Origin of the sequence: Sphingomonas faeni (assembly GCF_040407495.1) — a bacterium.
Lineage (GTDB): Bacteria > Pseudomonadota > Alphaproteobacteria > Sphingomonadales > Sphingomonadaceae > Sphingomonas > Sphingomonas faeni_D.
In genome coordinates this window covers 559441-584865 of sequence record NZ_JAPZPP010000003.1, presented here as the reverse complement: position 1 = coordinate 584865, position 25425 = coordinate 559441, and the positions used below count along the sequence as shown (strand labels likewise).

The window sequence follows — 25425 nt, the reverse complement described above, 5'->3', positions numbered from 1 at the left end:
TCTCCCCACCTGATACCCAACAACCACGCTTCGCCCATTGGTGCAGGCGCGCGCATCCGCTAGACCGCGCGCGATGCCCCATCTCTATCTCGTCGACGGCTCCGGCTATATCTTCCGCGCCTATCACCGGCTGCCGCCGCTCACCAACAAGCATGGCGAGCCGGTCGGCGCGGTGTACGGCTACACGACGATGCTGTGGAAGCTAGCAGACGAGGTCCACGCCGCCGACGGCCCGACCCACATGGCGGTCATCCTCGACAAATCGTCGAAGACCTTCCGCAACGATCTCTACGACAAGTACAAGGCGCAGCGTCCGCCCCCGCCCGAGGACCTCGTCCCCCAGTTCCCGATGATCCGCGACGCCACGCGTGCCTTCTCGCTGCCGTGCATCGAGACCGAAGGCCTAGAAGCCGACGACATCATCGCCTGCTATTCTAAAGCCGCGCTGGCCCAAGGCTGGGAAGTCACGATCGTGTCGTCCGACAAGGACCTGATGCAGCTGATCGAGCCCGGGCTCGACATGTACGACACGATGAACAACCGCCGGCTCGGCGCGGAGCATGTCGCGGAGAAATTCCACGGCGTCTCGCCCGCGCAGCTCGGCGACGTGCTCGCGCTGATGGGCGACAGCGTCGACAACGTCCCCGGCGTGCCCGGCGTCGGCCCGAAGACTGCGGCAAAACTGATCCTCGAACACGGCGATCTCGAATCCGTGCTCGCCGCCGCCGACGGCATGAAGAAGGGCAAGCTGCGCGACAACCTGATCGAGCATGCCGAGATGGCACGCCTGTCGAAGGTCCTCGTCACGCTCAAATGCGACGTCGCGCTGCCCGAACCGCTCGAAGATCTCGAACTCAAGGGCATCCCCGACGCCCCCCTTCGCGCGTTCCTCGAACATCACGGCTTCAAGTCGCTGATCGCGAAGCTTTCCGCGGTCGCCGAAGCCCCCGTCGCGGAACCGGCGAGCACGGCCGAGTTCGACGAGGACGAGCCCTGCAAGCACGACGACTATGAAACCGTCGTCGACGAAGCCGCACTCGATCGCTGGATCACTGTGGCCAAGCACCAGGGCTGGATCGCGATCGACACCGAGACGACCGGCATAGACGCCACGCGCGCGGACCTCGTCGGGGTTAGCATGGCGCTGCATCCGAACCTCGCCTGCTACGTACCTATCGCACATGGCGGAACGGATTTGCTCGCGGAGAACCCGGTCCAGCTCGATCGCGCGCTCGTGCTAGAGAAACTGAAGCCGTTGCTGGAGGACCCGAGCGTCCTCAAGATCGGCCACAACCTCAAATACGACATGATCGTCCTCGGCCGCGCCTATGCGTCGACCGGCGGCGTACAGATCGCGCCGTTCGACGACACGATCGTGATGAGCTTCGATCTCGACGCCGGCCTCCACGGCCACGGCATGGACGAACTCGCGGCCACGCATCTCTCGCACAGCTGCATCGCGTTCAAGGACGTCGTCGGCACCGGCAAGACGCAGCGGACCTTCAACGAAATCGACCTGAAGGCCGCCACGCGCTACGCCGCCGAGGATGCCGACGTGACGCTCCGCCTCTGGCGCCGGTTCAAGCGCCGCCTGCCCGCGGAAGGTTCGACCCGCGTCTACGAGATGGTCGACCGTCCGCTCGTCCCCGTCATCGCGCAGATGGAAATGCACGGGATCAAGGTCGACGCCGCCAAACTGTCGAAGCTCTCGACCGAGTTCGCCGGCCAGATGGCGAGCCTGGAAACCGAAATCCACGCGCTCGCCGGCGCGCCGTTCACGATCGGCAGCCCCAAACAACTGGGCGACGTGCTGTTCGAGAAGATGGGCATCAAGGGCGGCCGCAAGGGCAAGTCCGGCGTCTATTCGACCGACGTCAACGAACTCGAACGGATCGCCGCGGACAAGGATTCACCCGGCGCAGTGATCGCGCGGAAGGTGCTCGACTGGCGCCAGTTGTCGAAGCTGAAATCGACCTACACCGACGCGTTGCAGGCGCAGATCAACCCGGCGACGGGCCGCGTCCACACGTCCTATTCGCTGACCGGCGCGCAGACCGGCCGGCTGTCGTCGACCGATCCCAACCTGCAGAACATCCCGATCCGCACCGAGATCGGTCGCCAGATCCGCGACGCGTTCGTTGCGGAACCCGGCAACGTCATCCTCGCCGCCGATTACTCGCAGATCGAGCTGCGGCTGGCCGCGCACATGGCCAACGTCCCCGCGCTGAAGGCCGCGTTCGCGAACGGCGACGACATCCACTCGCTGACGGCACAGGAACTGTTCGGCGAGGTCAACCGCGACACCCGCGGCCGCGCGAAGACGATCAACTTCGCGATCCTCTACGGCATCTCACGCTGGGGTCTGGCGGGTCGGCTCGACGTGTCGGCGGACGAGGCGCAAGCGATGATCGACCGCTATTTCGACCGCTTCCCCGGCATCTCTAATTACATCGTCGAGACGACCGAGAGCGTTCGCGCGAGCGGCTTCACCACCACGCTATTCGGGCGCAAAACGCACTTCCCGCGCATCCGCTCGAAGATCCAGCACGAACGCCAGGGCGCCGAACGCGCCGCGATCAACGCGCCGATCCAGGGGACGAGCGCCGACATCATCAAGCGCGCGATGGTGCGGATGGGGCCGGCGTTGCTCGAAGCGGAGCTGCCGAACGTCCGCATGCTCCTCCAGGTCCACGACGAACTCGTGTTCGAACTGCCGGAAGGTGACGTCGCCGCGGCCAAGCCCGTGATCGAGCAGGTCATGGCGAACGCCGCGCAACCCGCGGTGACGCTCGACGTCCCCCTCGGTATCGAGATAGGCACCGGCCTTAGCTGGGGAGCGGCGCATTGAGCCAGCCGATGCCGGAAAACCTTCCCCCCTCCCTGGAAGGGAGGGGCCGGGGGTGGGTCGGCTCGAGGCAGGCGCAACCAAACCTCACGGGCCAACCCACCCCCTACCCCTCCCTTCCAGGGAGGGGGGAAGAGTGACCGAAGCCACGCAGGATATCGACACGCTCGCCAAGGGCGGTCGGACCAACATCGCCGGCTTCGTCCTCCGCCTCGCCGCGCGGATCCCGTTCCTGTTCATCGCCGGCCGTATCTACGGCCCGGACCTCGTCGGCCGCTTCGCGATCGCAGTCGTGGTCGTCGAACTCGCCGCGCTGCTCGCCACGCTCGGCCTGAAACGCGGTCTCGCGCAAGCGCTCAGCAGCGCCGACCGCCCGCACGCCAACGTCGTGTGGGACGCGATGGCGGTGGCGTTCGTCGCCTCCCTCATCGCCAGCGCGGTGCTCTGCACCTTCCCGCAGATCATGTATCCGAACAGCGCGATCACCGGGCTCGACCGGTTCCTGCCGCTGATCATCGTCGCGATCGCTTGGTCCGACGTCAGCCTCGCCGCGCTCGCCTACCGCCTCAACGTCAAGGCAGCGGTGACTGCGCGCGCGGTGGTCGAGCCGTGGACGATCTCGATCGCCGCCTGGGCGTTCTCCTATTTCACGATACGTGACGGCCTAGTCCTCAGCTACGTCGCATCGATGACGGCAGCGCTGATCGCCAGCCTCGTGCCGTTCCTGCGCAGCTACGGCGTGCCGCGCGGTTGGAAACCGCAGCTCCGCCCGCTCTACACGCTCGCCCGCGCCAACGTGCCGCTCGCCGGCGCGGACATCCTCGAATGGGGCAGCCGCAACGTCGACCGCTTCATCCTCGGCGTGATGTTCGAGCCCAAGGTGGTCGGCATCTATTACATGGCGCAGCAGGTCGCGAGCTTGCCGCAAAAACTGAAGACCAGCTTCGACCCGATCCTCGGCCCCGTCATCACCCACAGCCTCGCGATCAACGACCGCGCAGCGATCGCGAACCAGGTCCGACAGGTCGCGTTCTGGATTATGGCCGCGCAAGGCGGGCTCGCGCTGATGGGCTCGATCCCTGGCGAAGCGGTGATGGGTGTGGTCGGCCCGCAGTTCGTCGCCGGCACCGCCGCGCTCGCGTTCCTGCTCACCGCCGAAGTGCTCGCCTCGACCGGCGCGGTCAGCGAATCCGCGCTCGTCTACATCGCCCGCCACCGCAATCTGATGATCTCGGCGGCGATGCTCGCGTTCCAGGTCGGCCTCAGCTTCGCTTTGATCTTCACGATCCGCGCGCTGGGTTACCCGATCAACTATCAGGCAGCAGGCCCGGCGATCGCGCTGATGCTGTCGGTAGGCATCACGTCGATCATCAAGTCCAAGCTGCTCGGCCATCTGCTCGGCGCCAGCGTCTCGCCCTGGCGCTGGCCGCTGATCTGGGCCGCGCTGGCCGCGATCGTGGTGGGGGCAGGCTTCACCGCGCTTCCCAAGCGCTACGAATGGGTCGAACTGGCGATCGGCGAACCCGCGATCGCCGCGACTTACCTCTATATCCTGTGGAAATACGCGTTCGGCCCCGCCGACCGCGCCCTGTTCGCCAAGAAACCGGACGCTGCCGAGCCTAAGCTGCCACAGACTGGATCAGCGACCCTCTAGTCCGTCAGTATGCGCGGGCGACCGCGAACTCGACGGCTTCGATCATCGCGTCCTTGGCTTCGCCATTCGGGAAGCCTCCGATCGAGTCGATTGCACGCTGGCCGTAGTGACGGGCTCTGGCGAAGGTGTCGTCGATCGCGCGGGTCGATCGGATCAGGCGGATCGCATGTTGCAGGTCGGCATCGCTGTCACGGCGACCTTCGACCGCGTCCTTCCAGAACGCACGATCCTCGGCCGATCCGCGGGCGTAGGCGAGGATCACCGGAAGCGTCATTTTCCCTTCGCGGAAGTCGTCGCCGGCATCCTTGCCCATCGTGTCCGCGTCCGAGACATAGTCGATCGCGTCGTCGACCAGCTGGAACGCGATGCCGAGGTTGCGGCCATACGCATCGAGCGCGGCCTCCTCGGCTTCGGGACGCTCGGCGACCACAGCCGAAATCCGGCAGGCAGCGGCGAACAGCGCGGCGGTCTTCGCGCCGATGATGTCGAGATAGCGCTCCTCGCCGAGATCGACGCGGCGTGCGGCAGTAAGCTGGTTGACCTCGCCCTCGGCGATCACCGCACTGGTCGAGGACAGAATCTTCAGCGCCTTGAGGCTGCCCGCCTCGACCATCAGCTCGAAACTGCGGCTGAACAGGAAATCGCCGACCAGCACGCTGGCGGGGTTGCCCCAGATGATGTTGGCGGTGCGTTTTCCCCGGCGCAGGTCCGAGCCGTCGACGACGTCGTCGTGAAGCAGCGTCGCGGTGTGGATGAACTCGACCGCGGCGGCGAGCAGGTGATGCTGCGTGCCGGAATAGCCGATCAGTTGCGCGCTTGCGAGCGTCAGCATCGGCCGCATCCGCTTGCCCCCACCCGCGATCAGGTGACCGGCGAGTTCGGGGATCAACGGAATCTCGGACTGCATCCGGCCGCGGATCACCGCATTGACCTGATCCATGTCGCCGGTCACGAGTTTGACCATCGGGTCCAGCGACGGCTGAGACTCGGGATTGGCACGTACGGTTTCGAGGCGGTGGACGGTAGCGCTCATCTCCCCGAGCCTCTGACGCCTATGCCCCTGCAAAGCAACCCTTGCCGGGCGTCGGCCCACCTTGGTCTGCCCCGCAACGCCTTGCCGATCCCGCCACATCGCCGCAAAAGGCGCGCCGAACCAACGAAAGGGTGTTTAGGTGGCTGACGACCTGTTGACCGGATACCGCCAGAGCATCGACAATATCGATGCGGCACTGATCCACATGCTCGCCGAGCGCTTCAAGGTCACGCAGGCGGTGGGACGGCACAAGGCGACGCACGGCCTGCCTGCCGCGGATCCTGGCCGCGAGGAGCGCCAGATCGCCCGATTGCGCCATCTGGCGGCGGAAGCGCAGCTCGATCCTGAGTTTTCCGAAAAATTTCTGCGCTTCATCATCGACGAGGTGATCCGTCACCACGAGCGGTTGGCGCACGATCCCGAAGAGGTGTGAGGCCTAGGTTTACGATCTTCCACCAGGGAGGAGATCGCGACGATGTCGTTGAAGTGCATGACGAAAACGTCATTCGTGCTCCACGTGCCGATCACTTGCTCCGGTGCAATCGGTTGCGAATGACGTGGTTCCACCGATCCCTGCTGGCGCTGGCCGCGTTTGCCGTTGCCGCGACCGGGTTCATGGGATGGCTCGGCTATTTCGGCGGGGCGCTGTTCACCGATGTCTACCCGACCGGGCCGCGCCGGCCGTTCGCCGCGGTGCTGCTGACCGGCGACCTTGGCTACAAGATCGGCCTGGCGCCGCAGATCGCGCAGCGGCTGGCGGCGGACGGCGTGCCGGTGGTCGCGGTCAACACGCTGACCTATCTGCGCACGACGCGCACGCCGGCGGACATCACGACGCTGATCGCCCGCGCCGAACAGAGCGCGCTGCGGTTGGGCCATACCGACCGGGTGGTGCTGATCGGCCAGTCGTTCGGTGCGGACATGCTGCACGTCGGTCTGGTCGATCTCGCCCCCGAACTGCGCGCCAAGATCGCCAAGGTCGCGCTGATCGTGCCCGAGGACACCGTTCAGTTCCGCGCGTCGCCGAGCGAGGTGTTCGATCTCTTTACCCCGACCGTCGATGCGAGGCCGACCGCGCGGCAGCTGACCTGGGCACCGTTGCTGTGCGTGCAGGGCGTGGAGGAAGTCGGCAGCCTGTGCCCGTTGCTGACGCAGCCCAATGCGCGCCGCGTCGCACTACCGGGCGGACACCCGCTTCACCGCGACGCCAATGCACTCTACGGAGTGTTGGCGCGGTTCGTTTTCGCGGATTGAGGTTCGACCGATGATTCCTGCAATGTTGGCGCTCGCGATGGTAGCGGGAAGCCCCGCCCCCGCTTCACCCGTGGAAGGCGTCTGGCACAATCCGAAGAACAGCGTCGCCGTGAAGACCGGCGCCTGTGGCGATAAATTGTGCGGCTGGGTGATCCGCGCCAATGACGAGGCCCAGGCCGATGCCCGTGACGGCGGCACTGCGAAACTCATCGGTACGGCATTGCTCCGCGAATATCGCCCGAGCGGTCGCAACAAATGGTCCGGCCAGATTTTCGTCCCCGACATGGGCCGTACGTTCGGATCGACGCTGACTCTGGTCGACACCAACACGATCGACGTGAAGGGCTGCCTGATCGGCGGGTTCCTCTGCAAGACGCAGACTTGGCACCGCGGTTGATCCAATGACAACCCGGCCGTTGGTCATCCGGATTCGCGACTGGGTCGCGCATCGCCGGGGCATGCTCATCGCACTGGCGGTACTGGTCGTCGCGGTGCTCGGCTTTGCAGCGATCCACAAGCTGACCGCCGAGATCCGCCTGTCCGAGGTTCGCGCGGCATTCTCCGCGCTCGGCTGGTCGCAGCTGTCGGTAGCGATCGGGCTGACCGTCGTCAGCTATATCGCGCTGACCTTCTATGATTCGATCGCGCTGAAAGTAATCGGCCACCCGCTGCCGTGGCGCACCGCGGCCGTCGCGTCGTTCACCAGCTATACGATCAGTCATAATCTGGGGCTTGCGATGCTGACCGGCGGCTCGGCGCGCTACCGCGTCTACAGCCGCGCGGGTCTCGACGAAGCCGCCGTCGCCCGCGTCGTCCTCATCGCGGGCGTGACATTCTGGGCGGGGGTGATCACCGTCGCGTGCCTGTCGATGGCGATCCATCCGGGGACGCTGCCGATCGTGACGTGGACGATGCCACCGCTGCTGGAGCGGACGATCGGCATCGGCCTGCCGCTCGTCATGCTGGGCATCGTTCTACGCCATCGGCAAGGCGGATCGATCGGGCTGCTAGGTTGGCGGCTGCCGCTGCCCAACTGGCGCCAGGCGCTCGCGCTGCTGCTGGTCTCGACGGTCGACCTCGCCACCGCCAGCGCGGCGCTGTTCGTGCTGCTGCCCAACGCCTCGCCGGAACTCTATCCGGTGCTGTTCCTCGGCTATGCGGTCGCGATCGTCGTCGCGTTGATCAGCCATGTACCCGGCGGCCTCGGCGTGTTCGAGGCGGTGATCATCGCGACGATGCCGCAGGACAATGCGACGGTGCTCGCGGCCCTGCTCGCCTACCGGATCATCTATTATGTCGCGCCGCTGATCCTCGCCGCGGTGCTGATGGCGTTTCACGAGGGGCGCCAGTGGCGCGGTCGAGGGACCGATCCGCTGGCGATCGCGCTGCCCCTCGCACCGCTCCTGCTCGGCGTGCTGGTCTTTCTGAGCGGGGCGATGCTGCTGGTATCCGGGGCGCTCCCCGCCGCGCCGGGCCGGATGGACACGTTGGCGACGATCCTGCCACTGCCGATCAGCGAAATGGCGCACGTCGCCGCGAGCTTGGTCGGCGTGATGCTGTTGCTGGTCGCGCTCGGGCTGTACCGGCGGCTCGACGGCGCGTTCTGGGCGGCGCGGCTGTTGCTGGTCGCCGGCGCATTGCTGTCGCTCGCCAAGGGTCTCGATTACGAAGAGGCGACGATCCTGCTGCTGACCGCGGCCGCGTTGCAATGGACGCGCGCGGCGTTCTACCGGCGGACGCGGCTGACCGCGGAGCCGCTGTCGCCCGAATGGCTGGTCGGCGTCGGCGCGGCGATCGGTCTGTCGGTGCTGATCGGGTTCTTCGCGTATCGCCGTGTCGGCTATTCGAGCGATCTGTGGTGGGAGTTCGAGACCAACGCCAACGCCTCGCGCTTCCTCCGCACGAGTCTGGCGGTCGGACTGCTGCTGATCGCCGCGGCGATCTGGCGGCTGTTCGCGGCGGCGCCCGTGCCGGTCGTCCACGACACGCTGCCCGAGGACATCGCGACCGCCGCGCTCGCGCATGCCGACCGGACCGACGCGATGCTGGCCTTCACCGGCGACAAGCGCTTCCTGGTGTCGGACAGCGGCGACGCGTTCCTGATGTACCAGGTCAAGGGCGCAAGCTGGATCGTGATCGGCGACCCGGTCGGCCCAGCCGAGGCGTGGTCGGAACTCCTCTGGGCGATCCGCGCCCGCGCCGACGCCGCACAGGGACGGCTGCTGCTGTACCAGATCGGCCTGCGCATCGTACCGATCGCGATCGAGATGGGGTTGAAGCTGGTCAAATATGGCGAGGAAGCGACGGTCGAGCTCGATGGCTTCACGCTGGAGACACCCGAGATGCGCAGCGTCCGCAAGGCGGCGCGGGTCGCGGAACGCGCGGGCGCGCAGTTCGCGGTCGTGCCGGCCGCCGAGATGCCGGCGATCATCCCCGAATTGCAGGCGATTTCCGACTGGTGGCTGGCCGACAAGGATCATGCCGAGAAGAGCTTCAGCGTCGGCCGGTTCGAGCCGAAGTATATGGCCAGGTTCGACTGCGCGGTGGTCCGCATCGAGGGGCGTATCGTTGCGTTCGCCAATGTCTGGGGCACGCCGAACGGGCAGGAACTGTCGGTCGACCTGATGCGTCACGCCGAGGACATGCCCCAGGGCGGGATGGACTTCCTGTTCACCCGGCTGATGCTGTGGGGCCACGAGCATGGCTACCGCCATTTCTCGCTGGGGATGGCGCCGCTGTCGGGGATCGAGGCGCGGCGGCTGTCGCCGACCTGGTCGAAGGTGGCGGCGTTCCTGTTCCGCCACGGCGAGCGCTTCTACGGGTTTGCCGGCCTGCGTGCGTACAAGGAGAAATTCCGGCCGAACTGGACGCCACGCTACATCGCCTCGCCGGGCGGCACGTCCTTGCTGCGCGGACTGATCGATTTGCAGGCTCTGGTCAGTCGGTAAGACTTGCTAGGGGCCCCCGCCTTGCTAGGGCAGACGCCATGAGCTTCCTCCTCGCAATCGAAGGCGCCGACGGCGCGGGCAAGGCCACCGCCTCGGCTCTGGTGGTCGAGCAACTGCGCGCCGCCGGCCGCACTGCCGACGTCGTGTCGTTCCCGCGCTATACCGAGACGGTCGGCGGCTGGGCGCTCGGCGCGATGCTCGCCGGCACACTGCCGCGCGGAACGTCGCCCAAGGCGGCGGCGGTGCTGTACGCGCTGGACCGAATGGAGTCGCGCGATCACCTGCTGGCGACGATGGCGGCGAACGACGTCGTGGTGTTCGATCGCTATATCGCCTCGAACATGGCGTATCAGGCGGCGCAGGTTCCCGCGGACCAGGCCGATGCGATGATGGCATGGATCGCCGAGCTGGAAACGGGGTCGTTCGCGCTGCCCAAGCCCGACCTGTCGGTGTATCTCGATACGCCGGCAGCCATTGCCCGCGGGCTGATCCTGAAGAAGCGGAAGCGGTCCTACACCGACGAGGCGTTCGATGCGTACGAGGCGGATACCGGACTGCAGGACCGGGTTCGAACCAATTACGCGGCGATGGCGCAAGCCGGGTTGCTCGGGCGCTGGGCGACGGTATCGACCGTCACGGATGGCGCGTCGCGCCTGCCCGCCGAGATCGCTACGGAGATTGCCGCGCTTCTCGCGTAAGCCTTATTCCGTCATCCTGACGAAAGTCAGGACCCAGAGCCACAGAGTGCATCGCCCGTTACCCTGGGTCCTGACTTTCGTCAGGATGACGATGCGATTGTCGACGCCGTTCTTAACATTTCCGTCACAAACCGATTCCGCATTGCAGCATAAGTAAACGCCATTACTTAGCACGCTAATGACTTCCCCCCGTGCCATTCTCGAATCCGCCTATGCCCGCACGCTGCTCCCGCTCGCGAAGATGTGGCGACAGGCGGCGGATCGTGCTCTGCGCGACATGAACGTCTCCGCATCGACGGGTTGGGCGCTGATCCAGGTCGGGCGGCTCGGCGACGACGTGCGCCAGACTGACCTTGCCGCCCAGCTCGACGTGACGCAGGCCTCGTTGGTCCGCTCGATCGACCAGATGACCGCGGCTGGCCTGGTCGAGCGTCGTCGCGACCCCGCCGACGCGCGCGTCAGCCGTATCCGCCTCACCGATCACGGCCGCGCGCTCGTCACCACGATCGAAGCGAAATTCGCGACGTTGCGCGCGGCGATGCTCGACGGCGTCTCCAACGACGATCTCGCCACCGCACTGCGCGTCGCGGAACGGCTGGGCGCACGTTTCATCGCGGATCGCGGGCGATGAACCTCACCCGGTTCGGCGGTAAGGAAGCGCTCTTCTCGGTCAAATGCCTGATCGCGGCGTTCCTGGCGTATTACATCGCGCTCAGGATCGGTCTCACGCGTCCCTATTGGGCGGTGACGACGTCGTACATCGTCGCGCAGCCGCTGGCGGGCGCGGTGCTGTCGAAGGCGGTGTTCCGCGTCGCCGGCACTGTGCTTGGCGCGGCCGCCGCGGTGGTGCTGGTGCCGAACCTGGTCAACGCGCCCGAGCTTCTGTCGCTCGGTCTCGCGCTGTGGCTCGGGCTGTGCCTGTATATCTCGCTGCTCGACCGGACGCCGCGCGCGTACCTGTTCCTGCTGGCGGGCTATACGGCCAGCATCATTGGGTTTCCGTCGGTCACGACGCCGGGCGCGGTGTTCACGATCGCCGCATTGCGCGTGCAGGAGATCACGATCGGCATTCTCTGCGGGAGCCTGATCCACGGATTCGTCTTCCCGCAGACCGTGACGGCGACGCTGCTCGCGCGGATCGACGCGATCCTGGCGGATGCCGAACGCTGGTCGCGGGACTCGCTGGCGGGCGCGTCCGATGCCGCGCTCGACCGCGATCGTCGGCGGCTCGCGCTCGACATCAACGAGCTTCACCAACTGTCGATCCACCTGCCGTTCGACACCGCACGCCTGCTGCCGCGTACGCGGACCCTGCGCGCGTTGCAGGCCGAACTGTCGATGCTGCTGCCGCTGGCGAGCGCGGTCGACGACCGGATCGTCGAGCTCAAACGCGGTGCCGATGCACCCCGCCCCGAATCGCTCGCGCTGATCGAGGACGTTCGTGAATGGTTGCGCGATCCGCCGCCCGTGGCCGACCGCGGCCCGACCGCGGACGCCCTGATCGAACGGGCGCGCGCCCTCGAGCCGGCAGTGGGCGACACGCTGATCTGGCGCGACGCGTTGCGGCTCAGCCTGCTCGCGCGGCTCGGCGAGCTGGTCGACGCGCACCGCAACGCGCGCGACCTGCGGGATCAGATGCGGTCGCCATCGCGCGCGCCGGTTACACCCGCAGTCGCGCGGCTGCTCGCCCGGATCGCCAAGCGGCCGCTCCACCGCGATCGAGGTATCGCACTCCGCGCCGCTGCCGGCACCGTCGCGACGATCCTGCTCGGCTGCGTCTTCTGGATCGGCACCGGCTGGGCGGACGGGGCAGGCGCGGTGCTCATCGCCGGCGTGTGCTGCGCACTGTTCGGCAACAGCGACGATCCAGCGCCGGCGATCAAGGCGTTCTTCTACGGTACGATCATCGGGCTGGTCATATCGGCCGTCTACGCCTTCGCGATCCTGCCGCGCGTGACCGATTTCGTGACACTGGCAGCCGTACTTGCGCCGCCCATGCTGATCGGCGGCATGTACCTCGCGCGGCCATCGACGCTGCTCGTGACGCTCGGCGCGCTGCTCGGCGCACTGAACACGGTCGGCCTCAACGACCGCTTCGGCAGCGATTTCAACAGCTTCATCAATGGCGGCATCGCCCAGCTGGTCGGCACGCTGTTCGCGGTGGTTACGGTCGGCCTGTTCCAGACGATCGGCGCGGACACTAGCGCGCGGCGTCTGATCCGCGCAGGCTGGCGCGAACTGGCGGCACGCAGCGATTCGATGCGCCGCCCCGATGCCGCGGGCTGGATCGCGACGATGCTCGACCGCATCGGCCTGCTCGCGCCGCGGCTCGCGTTGCAGGGCGAGGATCCCGGCAAGCCGCTGCTCGACGCGCTGACCGATCTGCGTGTCGGCGTCGCGGTCGGCGAACTCAAGCAGTTGCGGATGGACGGCTCGATCGACGAAGCCGCGATGATCACACCGGTTCTCCGCGGGATCGGCGCGCATTACCGCGCACTGCGCCCCAACCAGCCTGCGCCCCCCGAGCTCTATCTGCTCGCCGGGATCGACACCGCGATGGCGGCGATGGCCGCATCCACGCCGGATCGCCACCGCACGAGCGTCCTCGCGCTGACCTCGCTGCGTCGCAACCTGTTCCCGTCGGCGCCCCCTTATCTGGCACCTGCTTACGGAGTGGCCGCATGACCGGCGAAATCTCGATCGGCGGCGTCTATCTGCCGAGCATCCTGCTGCTCGCGGTCGCCGCGGTGATCCTCACCGGCATCGCGACACGGCTGCTCGCGTTCGCCGGTGCCTACCGCCTGGTGACGTATCGACCGCTCGTCGACCTCGCACTGTTCTTCCTCATCCTCGGGCTGCTCGCCCTGCTCACCGGACCTTCCGCATGAATACCCGCCTGAAATCTTTGCTCGCCCCTCTGGGTCGCTCGGCCGTCACGCTGATCATCGTCGCGCTCGCGGTGCTGGTCGCGCTGTGGCTGTGGAAGCGGTACGAGACCGATCCGTGGACGCGCGACGGGCATATCCGCGCCGATATCGTCCGCGTGACCCCCGACGTCGCGGGTTTGGTGACGCAGGTCGCGGTGCACGACAACCAGGCGGTGAAGCCCGGCGACGTGCTGTTCGTGGTCGATCGCCCCCGCTTCCAGCTGACTCTGGCGCAGTCGGATGCCTCGATCGCGAGCGCGCGTGCCACGCTATTGCAGGCGAAGCGCGAGGCCCAACGCGATCTCGCCCTCGGCGATCTGGTGGCGAAGGAGACGCACGAGCAGAACGTCGCGCGCGTCGCTACCGCATCCGCGGCGCTTGCGCAGGCGCAGAGCGCACGCTCGACCGCAGCGCTGAACCTCGCCCGGACGACGGTGCGCGCGACGGTGCACGGGATCGTCACCAACCTCGATCTTCACCCCGGCGACTATATCGCGGCCGGCGCGCAGGCGATGGCGCTGGTCGATACGGACTCGCTCCGCGTCGAGGGCTATTTCGAAGAGACCAAGCTCGGCAGCATCCATCTCGGCGACCCGGTGATCGTCCACCTGATGGGCGAACCGCAGGCGCTGCACGGGCGCGTCGATAGCATCGCCGCGGGGATCAACGACAGTGAGCGGACGAACACGACGAATTTGCTGCCGAACGTGAACCCGACGTTCAACTGGGTGCGACTTGCCCAGCGTATTCCCGTCCGCGTGAAGCTGACCCAGGTGCCAAAGGGGACGCAGCTGATCGTCGGCCGCACCGCAACGGTGACGGTCGAGCCAAGGGTCGCTCCGGGGACGACGGCATGATGCGCGTCTACCTCCGCCCCACCCCCCACCGCCATCCTGACGAAAGTCAGGACCCAGGGTTACAAGCGATGTCCTGCGTGGATCTGGGTCCTGACTTTCGTCAGGATGACGGAAGAGGGGGCATTGCGCGTATCGGTCACCGTGGCCTCGCGACGGTCATCGCCGCACTCGCCCTCGCCGCGTGCACCACCGCCGGCCCGAACTACGCCCTCCCCGATCGCGCCGCCGTCAACAACCCCTCCGCCCAGGGCCAGTTCGACAGCGGCTACGAAAAGGCGTTCGTCGACGCCCCGCTCCCCGACCACTGGTGGCAGCTCTACGGCGACCCCCGCCTCGACGCGTTCGTCACCGAAGCGCTAGCCGCCAACACCGACCTGCGCGCCGCCGACGCCAACCTGCGCCGCGCCGATGCCGTTGTCGCCGAAGTCGCCGCCGGCCGAACGCTTTCGACCGTCCTCGGCGGCGGCACCTCGCTCGACCGCCCGTACACGACCGGCGGCAACCTGCCTGGCACGCTCGACTACAACCTCAGCATTACCCTCGCCTACCCGCTCGACCTGTCGGGCCGCATCCGCCGCGGGATCGAGGCAGCGCAAGGCGATGCCGAGGCCGTCGCCGCTGCACGCGACAACGTCCGCGTGACGGTCGCTGCCGAAACCGCGCGGAGCTATGCCGCCGCCTGCACCGCCAACTCGGTGCTAGCCGCCAACAACCGCATCCTCGCCTTACAACGGCAGACTCTCAACGTGACGCAACGCCTGCAACGCGGCGGCCGCGGCACCGCGTTCGACGTGACGCGCGCCCGTACCGCAGTCGACCAGAGCGAAGCGCTGATCCCCGTCCAGGTCGCGACCCGCACCGCCGCGCTGTACCGGCTGGCGACGTTAATGGGTCGCGCGCCCGCCGATTACCCCAAGGACGTCGCCACCTGCGCAAAGCCGCCTGCGCTCAACCGTCCGCTCCCGATCGGTGACGGTGCAGCGCTGATCCGCCGCCGCCCTGACATCCGCGGCGCGGAACGTACGCTCGCCGCCGCCACCGCGCGGATCGGCGTCGCGACCGCGAACCTCTATCCCCAAGTCAGCCTCGGTGGTTCAGCCGGGTTCACCGGGCCGGTGTCGTCGCTAGGCTCAACCAACGCGTTCCATCTCGGGCTCGGACCGCTGATCAGCTGGAGTTTCCCCAACCGCCCGGTCATACGCGCGCAGATCGCCCAAGCCGGAGCCGCGGCGGACCAGGCGCTCGCGCAGTTCGATTCGACTACGCTCGAGGCACTCCGCCAGACCGAGACCGCGCTCTCGGCCTATGCCCGCGAAGGCGACCGCAACGCCGCGCTGCGCCGCGCGCAGTCCAGTGCCGCGCGCGCCGCGGACCAGGCCGGCACGCTCTACCGGTTCGGCCGCACCGACTTCCTGTCGCTGCTGACCGCGCAGGCCGCGCTGACCACCGCGCAGGCGAATCTCGCGGCATCCGACGCGCTGCTGGTCGATCGCCAGGTCGACGTCTTCAAGGCGCTCGGCGGGGGGTGGCAGGCATGAGACTCCGACGGCGCGGGCTCGCCTCGATCAACAGCGAAATCCGCGACGGCATCATGCCCGCTGCCGACACCATCGCGCGCGTCGCTAAGGACCCCGACGCGTTGCCGCACACGCCGAGCAACTACCGCGTCACCGCGCTGATCATCGCCTGCGCGCTGTTCATGGAGCAGATGGACTCGACCGTGCTCGCGACCGCGCTGCCGACGATGGCGCGCGATTTCGGCGTACCCGCGACCAGCATGAGTTCGGCGTTGACCTCCTACCTGCTGGCGCTCGCGATCTTCATCCCCGCGAGCGGGCGCCTCGCGGACCGGTTCGGATCGCGGACGATCTTCCGCGCGGCGATCCTCATTTTCGTCGGCGGGTCGATGCTGTGCGGCCAGGCGACCAGCCTGCCCTTCATGATGTTTGCGCGCTTCCTGCAAGGGCTCGGCGGCGCGATGATGATCCCGATCGGCCGCCTCGTCCTGCTCCGCAGCGTTGCCAAGGAGGACATGGTCCAGGCGATGGCGTGGCTGATCATGCCCGCATTGATCGGCCCGATCCTGGGGCCACCGGTCGGCGGCGCGATCGTGACGTATCTCGACTGGCGCTGGATCTTCTACCTCAACGTGCCGATCGGTCTGCTCGGCGTGGTGCTGGTAACGCGTTTCATCGGCGAGGTGCGCGAGGACAAACCGGCGCGCTTCGACGGGCCCGGCTTCATCCTGTCGGGCGTGTCGCTCGGCTTTCTGTTGTTCGGGTTCGAGATGACCAGCCGCACCGGCGAATTGTCGCGGGCCATCGTGCTGATCGTCGTCGGACTGATCGCCGGCGTCGCGTATATCCGTCACGCGAAACACCGCAGCGATCCGATCCTCGACCTCTCGCTAATGCGCATCCCGACCTTCCGCCTGTCGGTGATCGGCGGATCGCTGACTCGCATCACGCAGGGCGCGCAGCCGTTCCTGTTGCCGATGATGCTCCAGCTTGGGTTCGGGATGACCGCGGCGGCGAGCGGCGCGATCACGATCGCCGGCGCGATCGGCTCGCTGATGATGAAGAGCCTCGCACCGCGCGTGCTCAGGCGCTTCGGGTTCCGCAACAGCCTGATCGTCGGCGGACTGTGCGCGAGTTCGGGCTATGCGGTCGCCGGCTTCTTCCGCCCCGACTGGCCCATCCCGGCGATCTTTGCGGTATTGTTGGTGTCAGGCTTCTTCATGTCCTTCCAGTTCTCGGCGTATAACACGATCGCGTATGACGAGATCCCCTCGTCGCGAATGAGCAGCGCGACCAGCTTCTACGCGACGTTCCAGCAGCTGATGCTGTCGCTCGGCATCTGCGTCGGCGCGGCGTCGCTGCATGTCGGGATGCTGGGGACCGGCGCGACTAGGCCGGCGCTGACGGACTTCACGCTGGCGTTCCTGGTGGTGACCGCAGTGTCGGCGTCGGCGACGATCTGGAACCGCCGGTTCGCGGTGGATGCGGGTTCAGAACTGAGCGGACACCGCGCGTAAGTGAGGTGACCTGCTCCCATCCCTGGAAGGGAGGGGTTGGGGGTGGGTCGGCCAGCTTGTGTCGATACCGCTAGGTGATATGCGGAAGCCGACCCACCCCCGGCCCCTCCCTTTCAGGGAGGGGGGAGAGGACTCGGCGTTACGCGTGCGGTGCAGGCAACGACGGCCGCGACAATACCGACACATGCTCGCCGGGCTCCACGAACATGCCATGCGACAGCGCCCACTTCCCCGCCTTCTCGCTCGCCGTCAGCATCGTCAGGAACGGGCTGAGCAACAGCCCCAACGTCACCGGCGCGAGCCACGCCGCAGTGATCGGCGCGAACGGCGTGATCAGCAACAGCACCACACCCACCCCGACATGCCAGCGATAGCGCGGCATCACATCCGCCAGCGATAATTCGTGCGCATCGCGGTTCTGCGGCGCCCAGCCGGACTTGCGCCCCATTAATATCCCCCCCAGATCCATCGTCTGCGTCAGTGCGATCACCGGCGCCGACAGCATTGAGAACGGCACGTCGATCAGTACCGACCGCACAATCCCGCGCCGCCCGCCAAACCCCGCACGCCGCTCCGCATTCGAGATCGCCCAGATCACGCTCAGCAGCTTCGGCCCGAACAGCAACAGCAGCGTCACCGCCAACACCTGGAGCGAGGTCTGCGCCTCGACGATGTTGCGCTCGCCGAGCAGCGCTTGCACCACGCTCGTCGCGATCATCAGCAGCCACACCGGCGAGGTGATGAACGCCGACGCGCCCATCAGCAATTGCAGCCGGCTGACCCATTGGAACCCCGACGACGTCAGCAGGCTGAGATGCTGGATATTGCCCTGCGCCCAGCGCCGGTCGCGCACCGCCGCGTCGATCAGCGTCGGCGGATATTCTTCGAACGTCTCCTCGGTCATCAACATGTGCACGCGCCAGCCGCGCCGCCGCAGCAGCGCCGCCTCGACCATGTCGTGGCTCATGATGACGCCGCCGAACGGCGCACGCCCGGGGAGATCGGGGAGCCCGCAACTCGACGCAAACGCCTCGATCCGGATCAGCGCATTATGCCCCCAGAACGTTGCCTCCGATCCCGACCACCAGACCAGCCCGGCGGTGGAAATCGGACCGTACAACCGGCTGGCGAACTGCATCCAGCGCTGGAAGAACGTCACGCCGTTGATCACCGCCGGTACGGTCTGAAGCAGCGCCACCGCAGGGCGACGTTCGAGCACCTGCGCCATGCCGATGATCGTGTTGCCGCCCATCAGGCTGTCCGCGTCGAGCATCAGCATGTAGCGGTAACCGCCACCGAACCGCCGGATCCACTCGGCGACGTTGCCGGGTTTGCGCCCCACGTTCACGGTACGGCGACGGTAATAGAGCGCGCAGTCGAGCGTCGGCGCGAGGCGCTCCCATGCGGCAATCTCGGCCGCCTCGGCCGCTTCGCCGGAGTCGCTCAGGATGAAGATGTCGAACCGGTCGGCGACGCCTCCGGCCGCGATCGCGCGCGCCATCCACGCGATCCGCTCGAACACCGCATCGATATCCTCGTTGTGGACCGGCATCAGGATCGCGGTGCGGCCCTCGAGCGGTTCGGACTGGCGCGGCGTCGGGACGAACCCCGGATGCCCCCCGGTCATCAACAGCACGAAGCCGATCGCAGCGTTCATGAATCCGAACGCGATCCACGCGAACAGCGGGAAGAACAGCGCGAGCAACGCCGCGTCCCAAAAGCTCAGTCCGTCGGCGAGCAGCGATTCTTGCACCGCCGACGACGCCGCGGTTGCGAGCAGACCGGTCATCAGCACGAGGAGGATGCGACGCGCGAGCATGTCGTCGGACGACACGACCATGCCGGGGCCGGGCTCGGGCGCGGACCAGGGCGGCGGCGGCCCGTCGAAACGCTGCGGGGGCATCTCGATCGGCGTTTCGCCCGGCATCATTGCGGGAAGCGCGGGCATCAGAATATCGGGGTCAGGACGGTTTCGCTAAGTGCGCGACCGCCGCGCGTGAGGAACAGCCTGACGTCGGCGCGCCCTTGCGCATCGGGGGCCACGTCTGCGGTGACGCGCCAGCGGTTCTTCTGGCCGACGACGGGATAGGCCGCGTTGGCGAGCACCTTGCCGCGGACGACGTCGATCTTGGCGGTCACGCCGCTCTGCCGGTCGAGACCGGCGAGACCGTCGCCGATGAAATCGACCACGAGCTTTCGCGCGCCCTTCACCGGCTCGGCGCCCGGTCGGCCGGCGACGCCCTGCCAGCAATCGACGACGTGCGCTGTCGCGGCGACCGCGGTCGGATCGGTCGATTTCCACGACAGCGAGTAATCGAACTGCAACCGCTGCCCCGCCTTCGCAGGCGCTGCCGGGGTCCAGAACGAGACGACATTGTCGACCGTCTCACTGTTCGTGGGGAACGCATAGAGCATCACTGCGCCCTTGCCCCAATCGCCCTGCGGCTGAACCCACAGGTTCGGTCGGCGATCGTAGAACGCACCGTCATCTTGATAATGATCGAAATTGCGATCGCGCTGGATCAGCCCGAAGCCCTTGGGTGCCTGGTCCGCGAAACTGTCCAGCGTATCATGCGGCGGATTGTTGAGCGGCCGCCAGATGCGTTCGCCGGCGCCGGTGAGGAGCGCCAGGCCGTCCGAATCGTGGATCTCGGGACGCCAGTCGACCGCGGCGGCGCGGTTGCCTTCGCCGTACCAGAACATGCTGGTCGCCGGCGCGATGCCGAGCCGTTCGATGTCACGGCGCACGTTGAGCACGGACGAAACCTGCTGCTCGACTCCCGCGCCGGCGACGTGCCGCGACTGGATGCGGTACGCGCCGGTGACGCTCGCGCCAGCCATCAGCGCGTAGATCGTGTACGCGTCCGCGCCGGTCCGCTCGATCCAGAATTCGGTGAAGTCAGGGAATTCCTCGCGACCGGGCAACCCCGTGTTGATCGCGAGACCGCGCGCGGACAGGCCATATTGATCCTGCGCGCCGGCGGTGCGGAAATAGGATGCGCCCTGGAACGCCATCCAGTCGCTAGTCCCACCCGGCGCCATTGCGCGGAACCCAGCGATGCCCAGCGCGGCGGCATGACCTTCTTCGGCCTCGAACAGGTCGCGCGAAAACTCGATGCGACGCGCCTGACCGTTCTCGACGACGTTGATCGCGACCGGCATCGGCGCATAGCGGCCGAGCGGGAAGAGGCGGATGCCACCCGCCAGCGTCTTGTCCGCGCGGAAGCGGATGCTGCCGACCTTGTCGTAATCGATCGCGGCGGCGGCTGCGACCTTGGCGGGAGCGGCGTATGGCTTGGTGGCGAGCGTCGCGGCGCGCTGCTGGAGCGCATCCCATGAGAACGGCTCGGCCTTGCCGGGCACCGAACGCATTGCTGCGGCGGCCTGCGGGAGGACACCCAACAGACCCAGCGCGGTTAATACTTCGCGTCGACCGATCATGCAGAGCGCTCCCTTGTCGTCATCATGCTGCAGTGCGGTAGCATAGTGACGTCGCGCGCGCGCGTCGACAGGTCCCGCAGCGGGCGCGCCCTATCGCGCAGCGCGTTGCCAGCGGACACTGATCCTGACCGGGTCGTGGATATGGCCGCCGACGACCAATAGCATCGCGCCGGCGCTGGCGCAGAGGAAGCCGATCGTGGCGAGCAGGAACGCAAGCGGGCCGGCTGCCGGGTGGAGACGAGCGAGCGTGTGGACCGCGGTGACGGCAATTGCGAGCGACAGGACACCACTGGCGCGGAGGCTGAGATCGGTGCGGAGTCGGCGAGCGTCGGTCATGCGACACGTCAGCTATCGCCTGCGGCCTATGCGTTCGAGATCGATAACGGGGGGAGCCATAGTGTTCACATAGTGCGCAACCCCGTCATCCCGTCGAAAGCCGGGACCTCGCGCGGCAGGGGCGACCTGTTGCGGGGAACACACCATCTTCTCGGTTCAGGCGTCGACCAGCAGCCGGTATCCGATGCCGAGTTCGTTCGCGATGACCGGGCCGACTCCCCCCGTCCCTTCCAGCTTCTGACGAAGATTGCGCACCACAATGCGGAGATATTCGATCCGCCGGTCGTGATCGGTCGGCCACGCTGCCTCCAGGATTCGCTGATGCGTTACCACCCGCCCCGGATGCGCCGCCAGCGCCGACAGCACGTCGAACTCCTTCCGCGTCAGATGCGCTTCCTCGTTGCCGCGCCGGACGAGGCGGTGCTCGAAATCGATCTCGACCCCGTGCGCACGCAGGACCGTCGGCCGAGACGTCGCCTCCCCACGACCGCGCAAGGCGACCCGCAACCGCGCAAGCAGCTCTTCGGTATCGAACGGCTTGGTCACGTAATCCTCAGCCCCCAGATCGAGCGCCGCCACCTTCTGGTCGGTCGCCTCGCGAGCTGAAACTACGAGGATGATCGGATCGCCGAGCTTCTTCAACAGCGGCACCAGTTCCAGCCCATCGCGGTCGGGCAACCCCAGGTCAAGAAGCACTGCGGTCAACGGCCGACTCCGCGCGATCCGCAACGCCTCGCGCGCGTCGACCGCCTCCTCGACGTCGTACCCCGCGCGCTCCAGCGTGTTCTTCAACAACCGTCTGATATGCAGTTCGTCATCGACGATCAGGACCGTCTGTCCGCTCATAGATTCGCTCCATCGGTGTCGCGGACAAGCAGGGCCACGGGAAAGCACAAACTGAACTGCGCGCCGGTCAGGTCTTCGCGGTTGCTGGCTTCGATGGTCATGCCCATCGCTTCAGCGAACGCCTTGACGATCGCAAGCCCGAGCCCGGTACCGCCGATCGCGCGATCGGAGCCTTCGAGGCGGCGGAACGTCTCGAACACCTCCTTCTCGCGGCCGGGGGGCAGACCGGGCCCCTGGTCGATCACAGACAGCCGGAGCAGCCCGAACCGGTGCTCCGCACGCACCACGATCGGCGTCCCCGGATCGGCATAGCGCCCGGCATTGTCGAGCAGGTTGAGCAGACAATGGTGGAGCAGTTGCGGATCGACGCGGACCAGCGGCAGGTTGGGCGCGACGTCGAGTTCGATCGCATGACCCTCGAGCACACGCTTCGTGTCGTGAACCGCGCCCGCGACCGCGTCGGTGAGGTCGGTCGGTTCGAGCCGCAACCGGAGCGCGCCCGCTTCGACGCGGGCCATGTCGAGCAGGTTGCCAACGAACCGGTTGAGTCGCGCCGCCTCGGTCTCGATCGTGTCGATCAGTTCCGGGGTAACGCCGCGGTGCAGTTCCGCCGCCGCCGCCATCACCGAGGTCAGCGGCGTGCGCAGGTCGTGGCTGACCGACGACAGCAACGCCTGCCGCAACCGATCGCGTTCGCGCACTGCATCGACATCGCGCATCTCGACCTCCAGCCGCGCGCGTTCGAGCACCAGCGACGCCTGATCGACCAGGCTCATCAGCAACGGCAACTGGTCCGATCGTACCGGATCGCCCCCCGCTTCCCGAGCCAGCCCAAGCACCGCCAGCGTCCGCTCGCCCGAGCGCAACGGCTGGAAGAACCACTCCGAGGCCGCCAGCGTACTCGACCCGCGGCCCGCGGGCGCGCCGGTGTCGTAGGCCCATTGCGCGGCCGCCATCTCCATCGTCTCGAGCCGGTAGTCCACGCTGTTCGCAGCCTGCACCGCTAAACCGGGGTCCTCCGCGACGAGGATCACGGCGCGCACGCCGAACAGCCTCCCGATTTCCTCGCAGATCGCGCGGGCGAGCGCGACCGGGTCGTTGAGCGAGGTCAGTTGCCGCAGGAATCCGGCAAGTGCGGCGTTGGTGCGCGCGCTGGCGGCGGCGATGTCGGCCTGCGCGCGGACTCGCGACGTGAGCTGGCTCGTCACGAACGCGATGCCGAGCAGCACGAGGATCGAAATCACGTTCTCGGGATTGTTGATCGTCAGCGTGCCGGTCGGCGGCAGGAAGAAGAAATTATACGCGATCGACGAGACCACGCCTGCGAACAGCCCGGTGCGCAGCCCGAACAGGCTCGCCGCGGCCATCACCGGGAGCAGGTATAGCAGCGCGACGTTGCCGAGGTTGAGGATATGGAACAGCGCGCTCGCCACGCCGGTGACGCCCGCGACCATCGCGGTCGTCCAGGCGTACCCCGCCTTGCTGCCCCATCCACCGGTTCGCACGCGCGTACCGCGGGGCGCAGTGCCCGCCCCCATCGGCAGGACGTGGACGGCGATCCCCGGCGACTCGCGGACCATCTGGTCGACGACCGAGCCGTGGCGCAGTTCGAACCAGCGCGAGCGGGTAGACTTGCCGACGACCAGCTGCGTCGCGCGCGCCTCGGCCGTGAAGGTCTTCAGGCCGTCGACCACCGACGTCGCGGGGACGGTCGCGACGTCGCCACCAAGTTGGGTCGCCAGGTTGAAGACTGCGGCAAGCTGCCGGTGCTCGGGCTCGTCGAAGGTCTGCGCGCGGGGTGTCTCGATATATACCGCGATCCACGGCGCGTGCATCGCGTCGGCGATCCGCTTGGTGGCGCGGACGAGGCCGAGTGCGCCGGGCAGTTCGCTGATCGCGACGACGATCCGCTCGCCGCCCGCCCAGGTGCCGCCGACGCCCAATGCGCGGACGTGTTCGAGCATCTGCGCATCGACGGCTTGCGCGGCACGGCGGAGCGCGAGCTCGCGTAAGGCAGACAGGTTGGACTTGGAGAAGAAGTGCGCGAGCGCGCGCGTGGCTTCGTGGGGGAGGTAGACCTTGCCCGCCTTCAGCCGTTCGATCAGTTCGTCGGGCGGGATGTCGACGACTTCGATCTCGGCGGCCTCGACGATGCTGTCGGGGACGGTCTCGCGGACGCGGACGCGCGTGAACGAGGCGACGACGTCGTTGAGGCTCTCGATGTGCTGGATGTTGATCGTCGAATAGACGTCGATCCCCGCGGCGAGCAGTTCCTCGACGTCCTGATAGCGTTTCGGGTGGCGGCTACCGGGCGCGTTGGTGTGGGCGAGTTCGTCGACGAGGACGAGCGTGGGCGCGCGTTCGAGGATTGCGTCGAGGTCCATCTCGTCGAGCGTGCGGCCTTCGTAGGGAATCGCTTTGCGCGCGACGATCTCGTGGCCTCTGGTGAGCGCTTCGGTTTCGACGCGGCCGTGCGTCTCGACTACGCCGATGACGACGTCGACACCCGCGCGGCGCCGTTCAGCGCCTTCCGAAAGCATCTCGTACGTCTTGCCGACACCGGGGGCGGCGCCGAGGAAGATCTTCAGACGGCCGCAACCCTCCTGCGACGCCTGTCGCAGGAGGGCCTCGGGTGACGGTCGCGTATCGTCGCTCAACGCGTTGCGTCGAGGGCGCGGTTGAGAGCGAAGACGTTGACGCGTGGCTCGCCGAGGATGCCGAGCAGCGGCCCATCGACGTTGGCGGTGACCAGTGCGCGGACCTTGTCGGCGGGGAGGCCGCGGGTACGCGCCACGCGGGCGACCTGGGCATAGGCCGAGGCTGGCGACAGATCGGGGTCGAGGCCCGAACCCGATGCTGTGGCGAGGTCCGCCGGGAGCGGTCCAGTCACGCCTTCTGCGCGGCGCTTGGCGACATCGGCCTTGGTGCGATCGACCAACGCCTGGCTGGTCGGGCCGTAGTTCGAGCCCGACGAGGCCAGGCCGTCATAGCCCTTGCCGGCGGCGGAGGGGCGCGTCTGGAAATAGCGATCGGTGGTGAAGGCCTGGCCGACGACGGTCGAGCCGATCGCCTTGCCGTTGGCCATGACGAGGCTGCCGTTGGCTTGGCTGGGGAAGATGGCCTGTCCGATCCCGGTCATCGCGAGGGGATAGACGATCCCGAGCAACAGCGCGAACAGGATCGTCATGACGAACGCCGGGCGGAGGGCGGAGGTGAAATCGGAGGTCATTGTTTGCTTCCTTCTGCCGTAATGCCCGCTTCCGCCGTCACCCCCGCGAAAGCTGGGGTATCGTGCCGCGCACGGCGCACTTCGGAGAGAGAGACCCCAGCTTTCGCTGGGGTGACGGGGTGGAGTGGGGCGGTGGCGGCGGTGGTGGCATTCCACGCAGAACACGTCGAAGCGTCCGCCCTGCCATCTAGCACCACCCCGGCGGAGGCCGGGGTCCAGTTGGGGGACGTGGCCAACTGCGGATGCGCTTCGTTACTGCAACCTTTCCACCTGGGCCCCGGCCTTCGCCGGGGCGGTGCTGGCTCGTGGTGCAACGGCGCGTG

At 67.4% G+C, this 25425-nt stretch carries 20 protein-coding genes; 13 read left to right on the top strand and 7 right to left on the bottom strand.

Going from position 1 to position 25425, the window contains the following annotated elements; genetic code table 11:
* Positions 1-73: 73 nt before the first annotated feature.
* Both polA and O6W96_RS12675 read left to right on the top strand, forming a co-directional pair.
* Positions 74-2848 (top strand): DNA polymerase I, encoded by a 2775-nt coding sequence (gene polA / locus O6W96_RS12680; RefSeq protein ID WP_353469879.1) that lies wholly within the window; start codon positions 74-76, stop codon positions 2846-2848.
* Positions 2849-2981: 133 nt separating this feature from the next.
* A complete protein-coding gene (locus O6W96_RS12675; RefSeq protein ID WP_353469878.1) occupies positions 2982-4499 on the top strand; it encodes a lipopolysaccharide biosynthesis protein in 1518 nt (505 codons plus the stop codon).
* Between the two features lie 4 nt (positions 4500-4503).
* Here the strand turns inward: O6W96_RS12675 and O6W96_RS12670 are convergent, their stop codons facing one another.
* Positions 4504-5532 carry a polyprenyl synthetase family protein gene (locus tag O6W96_RS12670; protein WP_353469877.1) on the bottom strand — a complete coding sequence of 343 codons (1029 nt, stop codon included), beginning with the start codon at positions 5530-5532 and terminating at the stop codon, positions 4504-4506.
* A gap of 139 nt (positions 5533-5671) precedes the next feature.
* Here O6W96_RS12670 and O6W96_RS12665 point away from each other — a divergent pair, with 139 nt between their 5' ends.
* From O6W96_RS12665 to O6W96_RS12615, 11 genes are all read left to right on the top strand, one after another.
* The gene (locus tag O6W96_RS12665; RefSeq protein ID WP_353469876.1) at positions 5672-5965 is read left to right on the top strand and encodes a chorismate mutase; all 294 of its coding nucleotides are present in this window, start codon (positions 5672-5674) and stop codon (positions 5963-5965) included.
* A gap of 119 nt (positions 5966-6084) precedes the next feature.
* Positions 6085-6786: an AcvB/VirJ family lysyl-phosphatidylglycerol hydrolase gene (locus O6W96_RS12660; RefSeq protein ID WP_353469875.1), complete on the top strand. Its 702-nt coding sequence runs from the start codon at positions 6085-6087 to the stop codon at positions 6784-6786.
* Between the two features lie 10 nt (positions 6787-6796).
* On the top strand, positions 6797-7183 hold the full coding sequence (locus O6W96_RS12655; protein ID WP_353469874.1) for a DUF2147 domain-containing protein: 387 nt from the start codon (positions 6797-6799) through the stop codon (positions 7181-7183).
* A 61-nt stretch (positions 7184-7244) separates the two neighbouring features.
* Positions 7245-9734: a bifunctional lysylphosphatidylglycerol flippase/synthetase MprF gene (mprF, locus tag O6W96_RS12650; RefSeq protein ID WP_353469873.1), complete on the top strand. Its 2490-nt coding sequence runs from the start codon at positions 7245-7247 to the stop codon at positions 9732-9734.
* 38 nt (positions 9735-9772) lie between these two features.
* On the top strand, positions 9773-10432 hold the full coding sequence (locus O6W96_RS12645; RefSeq protein WP_353469872.1) for a dTMP kinase: 660 nt from the start codon (positions 9773-9775) through the stop codon (positions 10430-10432).
* 178 nt (positions 10433-10610) lie between these two features.
* Entirely contained in the window at positions 10611-11063 is a 453-nt protein-coding gene (locus O6W96_RS12640; RefSeq protein ID WP_353469871.1) for a MarR family winged helix-turn-helix transcriptional regulator, read from the top strand.
* The gene (locus O6W96_RS12635; RefSeq protein ID WP_353469870.1) at positions 11060-13117 is read left to right on the top strand and encodes an FUSC family protein; all 2058 of its coding nucleotides are present in this window, start codon (positions 11060-11062) and stop codon (positions 13115-13117) included. Before O6W96_RS12640 ends, O6W96_RS12635 begins: the two co-directional genes overlap by 4 nt.
* Positions 13114-13320, top strand: coding sequence for a DUF1656 domain-containing protein (locus tag O6W96_RS12630; protein WP_353469869.1), 207 nt, complete (start codon positions 13114-13116; stop codon positions 13318-13320). The genes O6W96_RS12635 and O6W96_RS12630 overlap by 4 nt, the downstream gene beginning before the upstream one ends.
* On the top strand, positions 13317-14216 hold the full coding sequence (locus tag O6W96_RS12625; RefSeq protein ID WP_353469868.1) for an efflux RND transporter periplasmic adaptor subunit: 900 nt from the start codon (positions 13317-13319) through the stop codon (positions 14214-14216). Before O6W96_RS12630 ends, O6W96_RS12625 begins: the two co-directional genes overlap by 4 nt.
* A 131-nt stretch (positions 14217-14347) precedes the next feature.
* Entirely contained in the window at positions 14348-15754 is a 1407-nt protein-coding gene (locus O6W96_RS12620; protein WP_353469981.1) for a TolC family protein, read from the top strand.
* A complete protein-coding gene (locus O6W96_RS12615; RefSeq protein WP_353469867.1) occupies positions 15751-17250 on the top strand; it encodes a DHA2 family efflux MFS transporter permease subunit in 1500 nt (499 codons plus the stop codon). The genes O6W96_RS12620 and O6W96_RS12615 overlap by 4 nt, the downstream gene beginning before the upstream one ends.
* Positions 17251-17389: 139 nt before the next feature.
* Here the strand turns inward: O6W96_RS12615 and mdoH are convergent, their stop codons facing one another.
* The 6 genes from mdoH to kdpC all read right to left on the bottom strand — a co-directional run bounded on the left by mdoH (position 17390) and on the right by kdpC (position 25102).
* Positions 17390-19198, bottom strand: coding sequence for a glucans biosynthesis glucosyltransferase MdoH (gene mdoH / locus O6W96_RS12610; RefSeq protein ID WP_353469866.1), 1809 nt, complete (start codon positions 19196-19198; stop codon positions 17390-17392).
* Positions 19198-20691, bottom strand: a complete 1494-nt coding sequence (locus O6W96_RS12605) for a glucan biosynthesis protein (RefSeq protein WP_353469865.1) — start codon at positions 20689-20691, stop codon at positions 19198-19200. Before O6W96_RS12605 ends, mdoH begins: the two co-directional genes overlap by 1 nt.
* A 90-nt stretch (positions 20692-20781) precedes the next feature.
* Positions 20782-21027, bottom strand: a complete 246-nt coding sequence (locus tag O6W96_RS12600) for a hypothetical protein (RefSeq protein ID WP_353469864.1) — start codon at positions 21025-21027, stop codon at positions 20782-20784.
* 156 nt (positions 21028-21183) lie between these two features.
* Complete coding sequence (locus O6W96_RS12595) at positions 21184-21873, bottom strand: response regulator transcription factor (protein WP_353469863.1); 690 nt, start codon at positions 21871-21873, stop codon at positions 21184-21186.
* The gene (locus O6W96_RS12590; protein WP_353469862.1) at positions 21870-24530 is read right to left on the bottom strand and encodes a sensor histidine kinase KdpD; all 2661 of its coding nucleotides are present in this window, start codon (positions 24528-24530) and stop codon (positions 21870-21872) included. Before O6W96_RS12590 ends, O6W96_RS12595 begins: the two co-directional genes overlap by 4 nt.
* Entirely contained in the window at positions 24527-25102 is a 576-nt protein-coding gene (gene kdpC / locus O6W96_RS12585) for a potassium-transporting ATPase subunit KdpC (RefSeq protein ID WP_353469861.1), read from the bottom strand. Before kdpC ends, O6W96_RS12590 begins: the two co-directional genes overlap by 4 nt.
* Between the last annotated feature and the right edge of the window lie 323 nt (positions 25103-25425).

Coding starts and splice junctions, on each gene's coding strand:
- polA (WP_353469879.1), top strand. CDS start 74: ATGCCCCATCTCTATCTCGTCGACGGCTCCGGCTATATCTTCCGCGCC.
- O6W96_RS12670 (WP_353469877.1), bottom strand. CDS start 5,532: ATGAGCGCTACCGTCCACCGCCTCGAAACCGTACGTGCCAATCCCGAG.
- O6W96_RS12660 (WP_353469875.1), top strand. CDS start 6,085: ATGACGTGGTTCCACCGATCCCTGCTGGCGCTGGCCGCGTTTGCCGTT.
- O6W96_RS12655 (WP_353469874.1), top strand. CDS start 6,797: ATGATTCCTGCAATGTTGGCGCTCGCGATGGTAGCGGGAAGCCCCGCC.
- mprF (WP_353469873.1), top strand. CDS start 7,245: ATGCTCATCGCACTGGCGGTACTGGTCGTCGCGGTGCTCGGCTTTGCA.
- O6W96_RS12645 (WP_353469872.1), top strand. CDS start 9,773: ATGAGCTTCCTCCTCGCAATCGAAGGCGCCGACGGCGCGGGCAAGGCC.
- O6W96_RS12640 (WP_353469871.1), top strand. CDS start 10,611: ATGACTTCCCCCCGTGCCATTCTCGAATCCGCCTATGCCCGCACGCTG.
- O6W96_RS12635 (WP_353469870.1), top strand. CDS start 11,060: ATGAACCTCACCCGGTTCGGCGGTAAGGAAGCGCTCTTCTCGGTCAAA.
- O6W96_RS12630 (WP_353469869.1), top strand. CDS start 13,114: ATGACCGGCGAAATCTCGATCGGCGGCGTCTATCTGCCGAGCATCCTG.
- O6W96_RS12625 (WP_353469868.1), top strand. CDS start 13,317: ATGAATACCCGCCTGAAATCTTTGCTCGCCCCTCTGGGTCGCTCGGCC.
- O6W96_RS12615 (WP_353469867.1), top strand. CDS start 15,751: ATGAGACTCCGACGGCGCGGGCTCGCCTCGATCAACAGCGAAATCCGC.
- mdoH (WP_353469866.1), bottom strand. CDS start 19,198: ATGCCCGCGCTTCCCGCAATGATGCCGGGCGAAACGCCGATCGAGATG.
- O6W96_RS12605 (WP_353469865.1), bottom strand. CDS start 20,691: ATGATCGGTCGACGCGAAGTATTAACCGCGCTGGGTCTGTTGGGTGTC.
- O6W96_RS12600 (WP_353469864.1), bottom strand. CDS start 21,027: ATGACCGACGCTCGCCGACTCCGCACCGATCTCAGCCTCCGCGCCAGT.
- O6W96_RS12595 (WP_353469863.1), bottom strand. CDS start 21,873: ATGAGCGGACAGACGGTCCTGATCGTCGATGACGAACTGCATATCAGA.
- kdpC (WP_353469861.1), bottom strand. CDS start 25,102: ATGACCTCCGATTTCACCTCCGCCCTCCGCCCGGCGTTCGTCATGACG.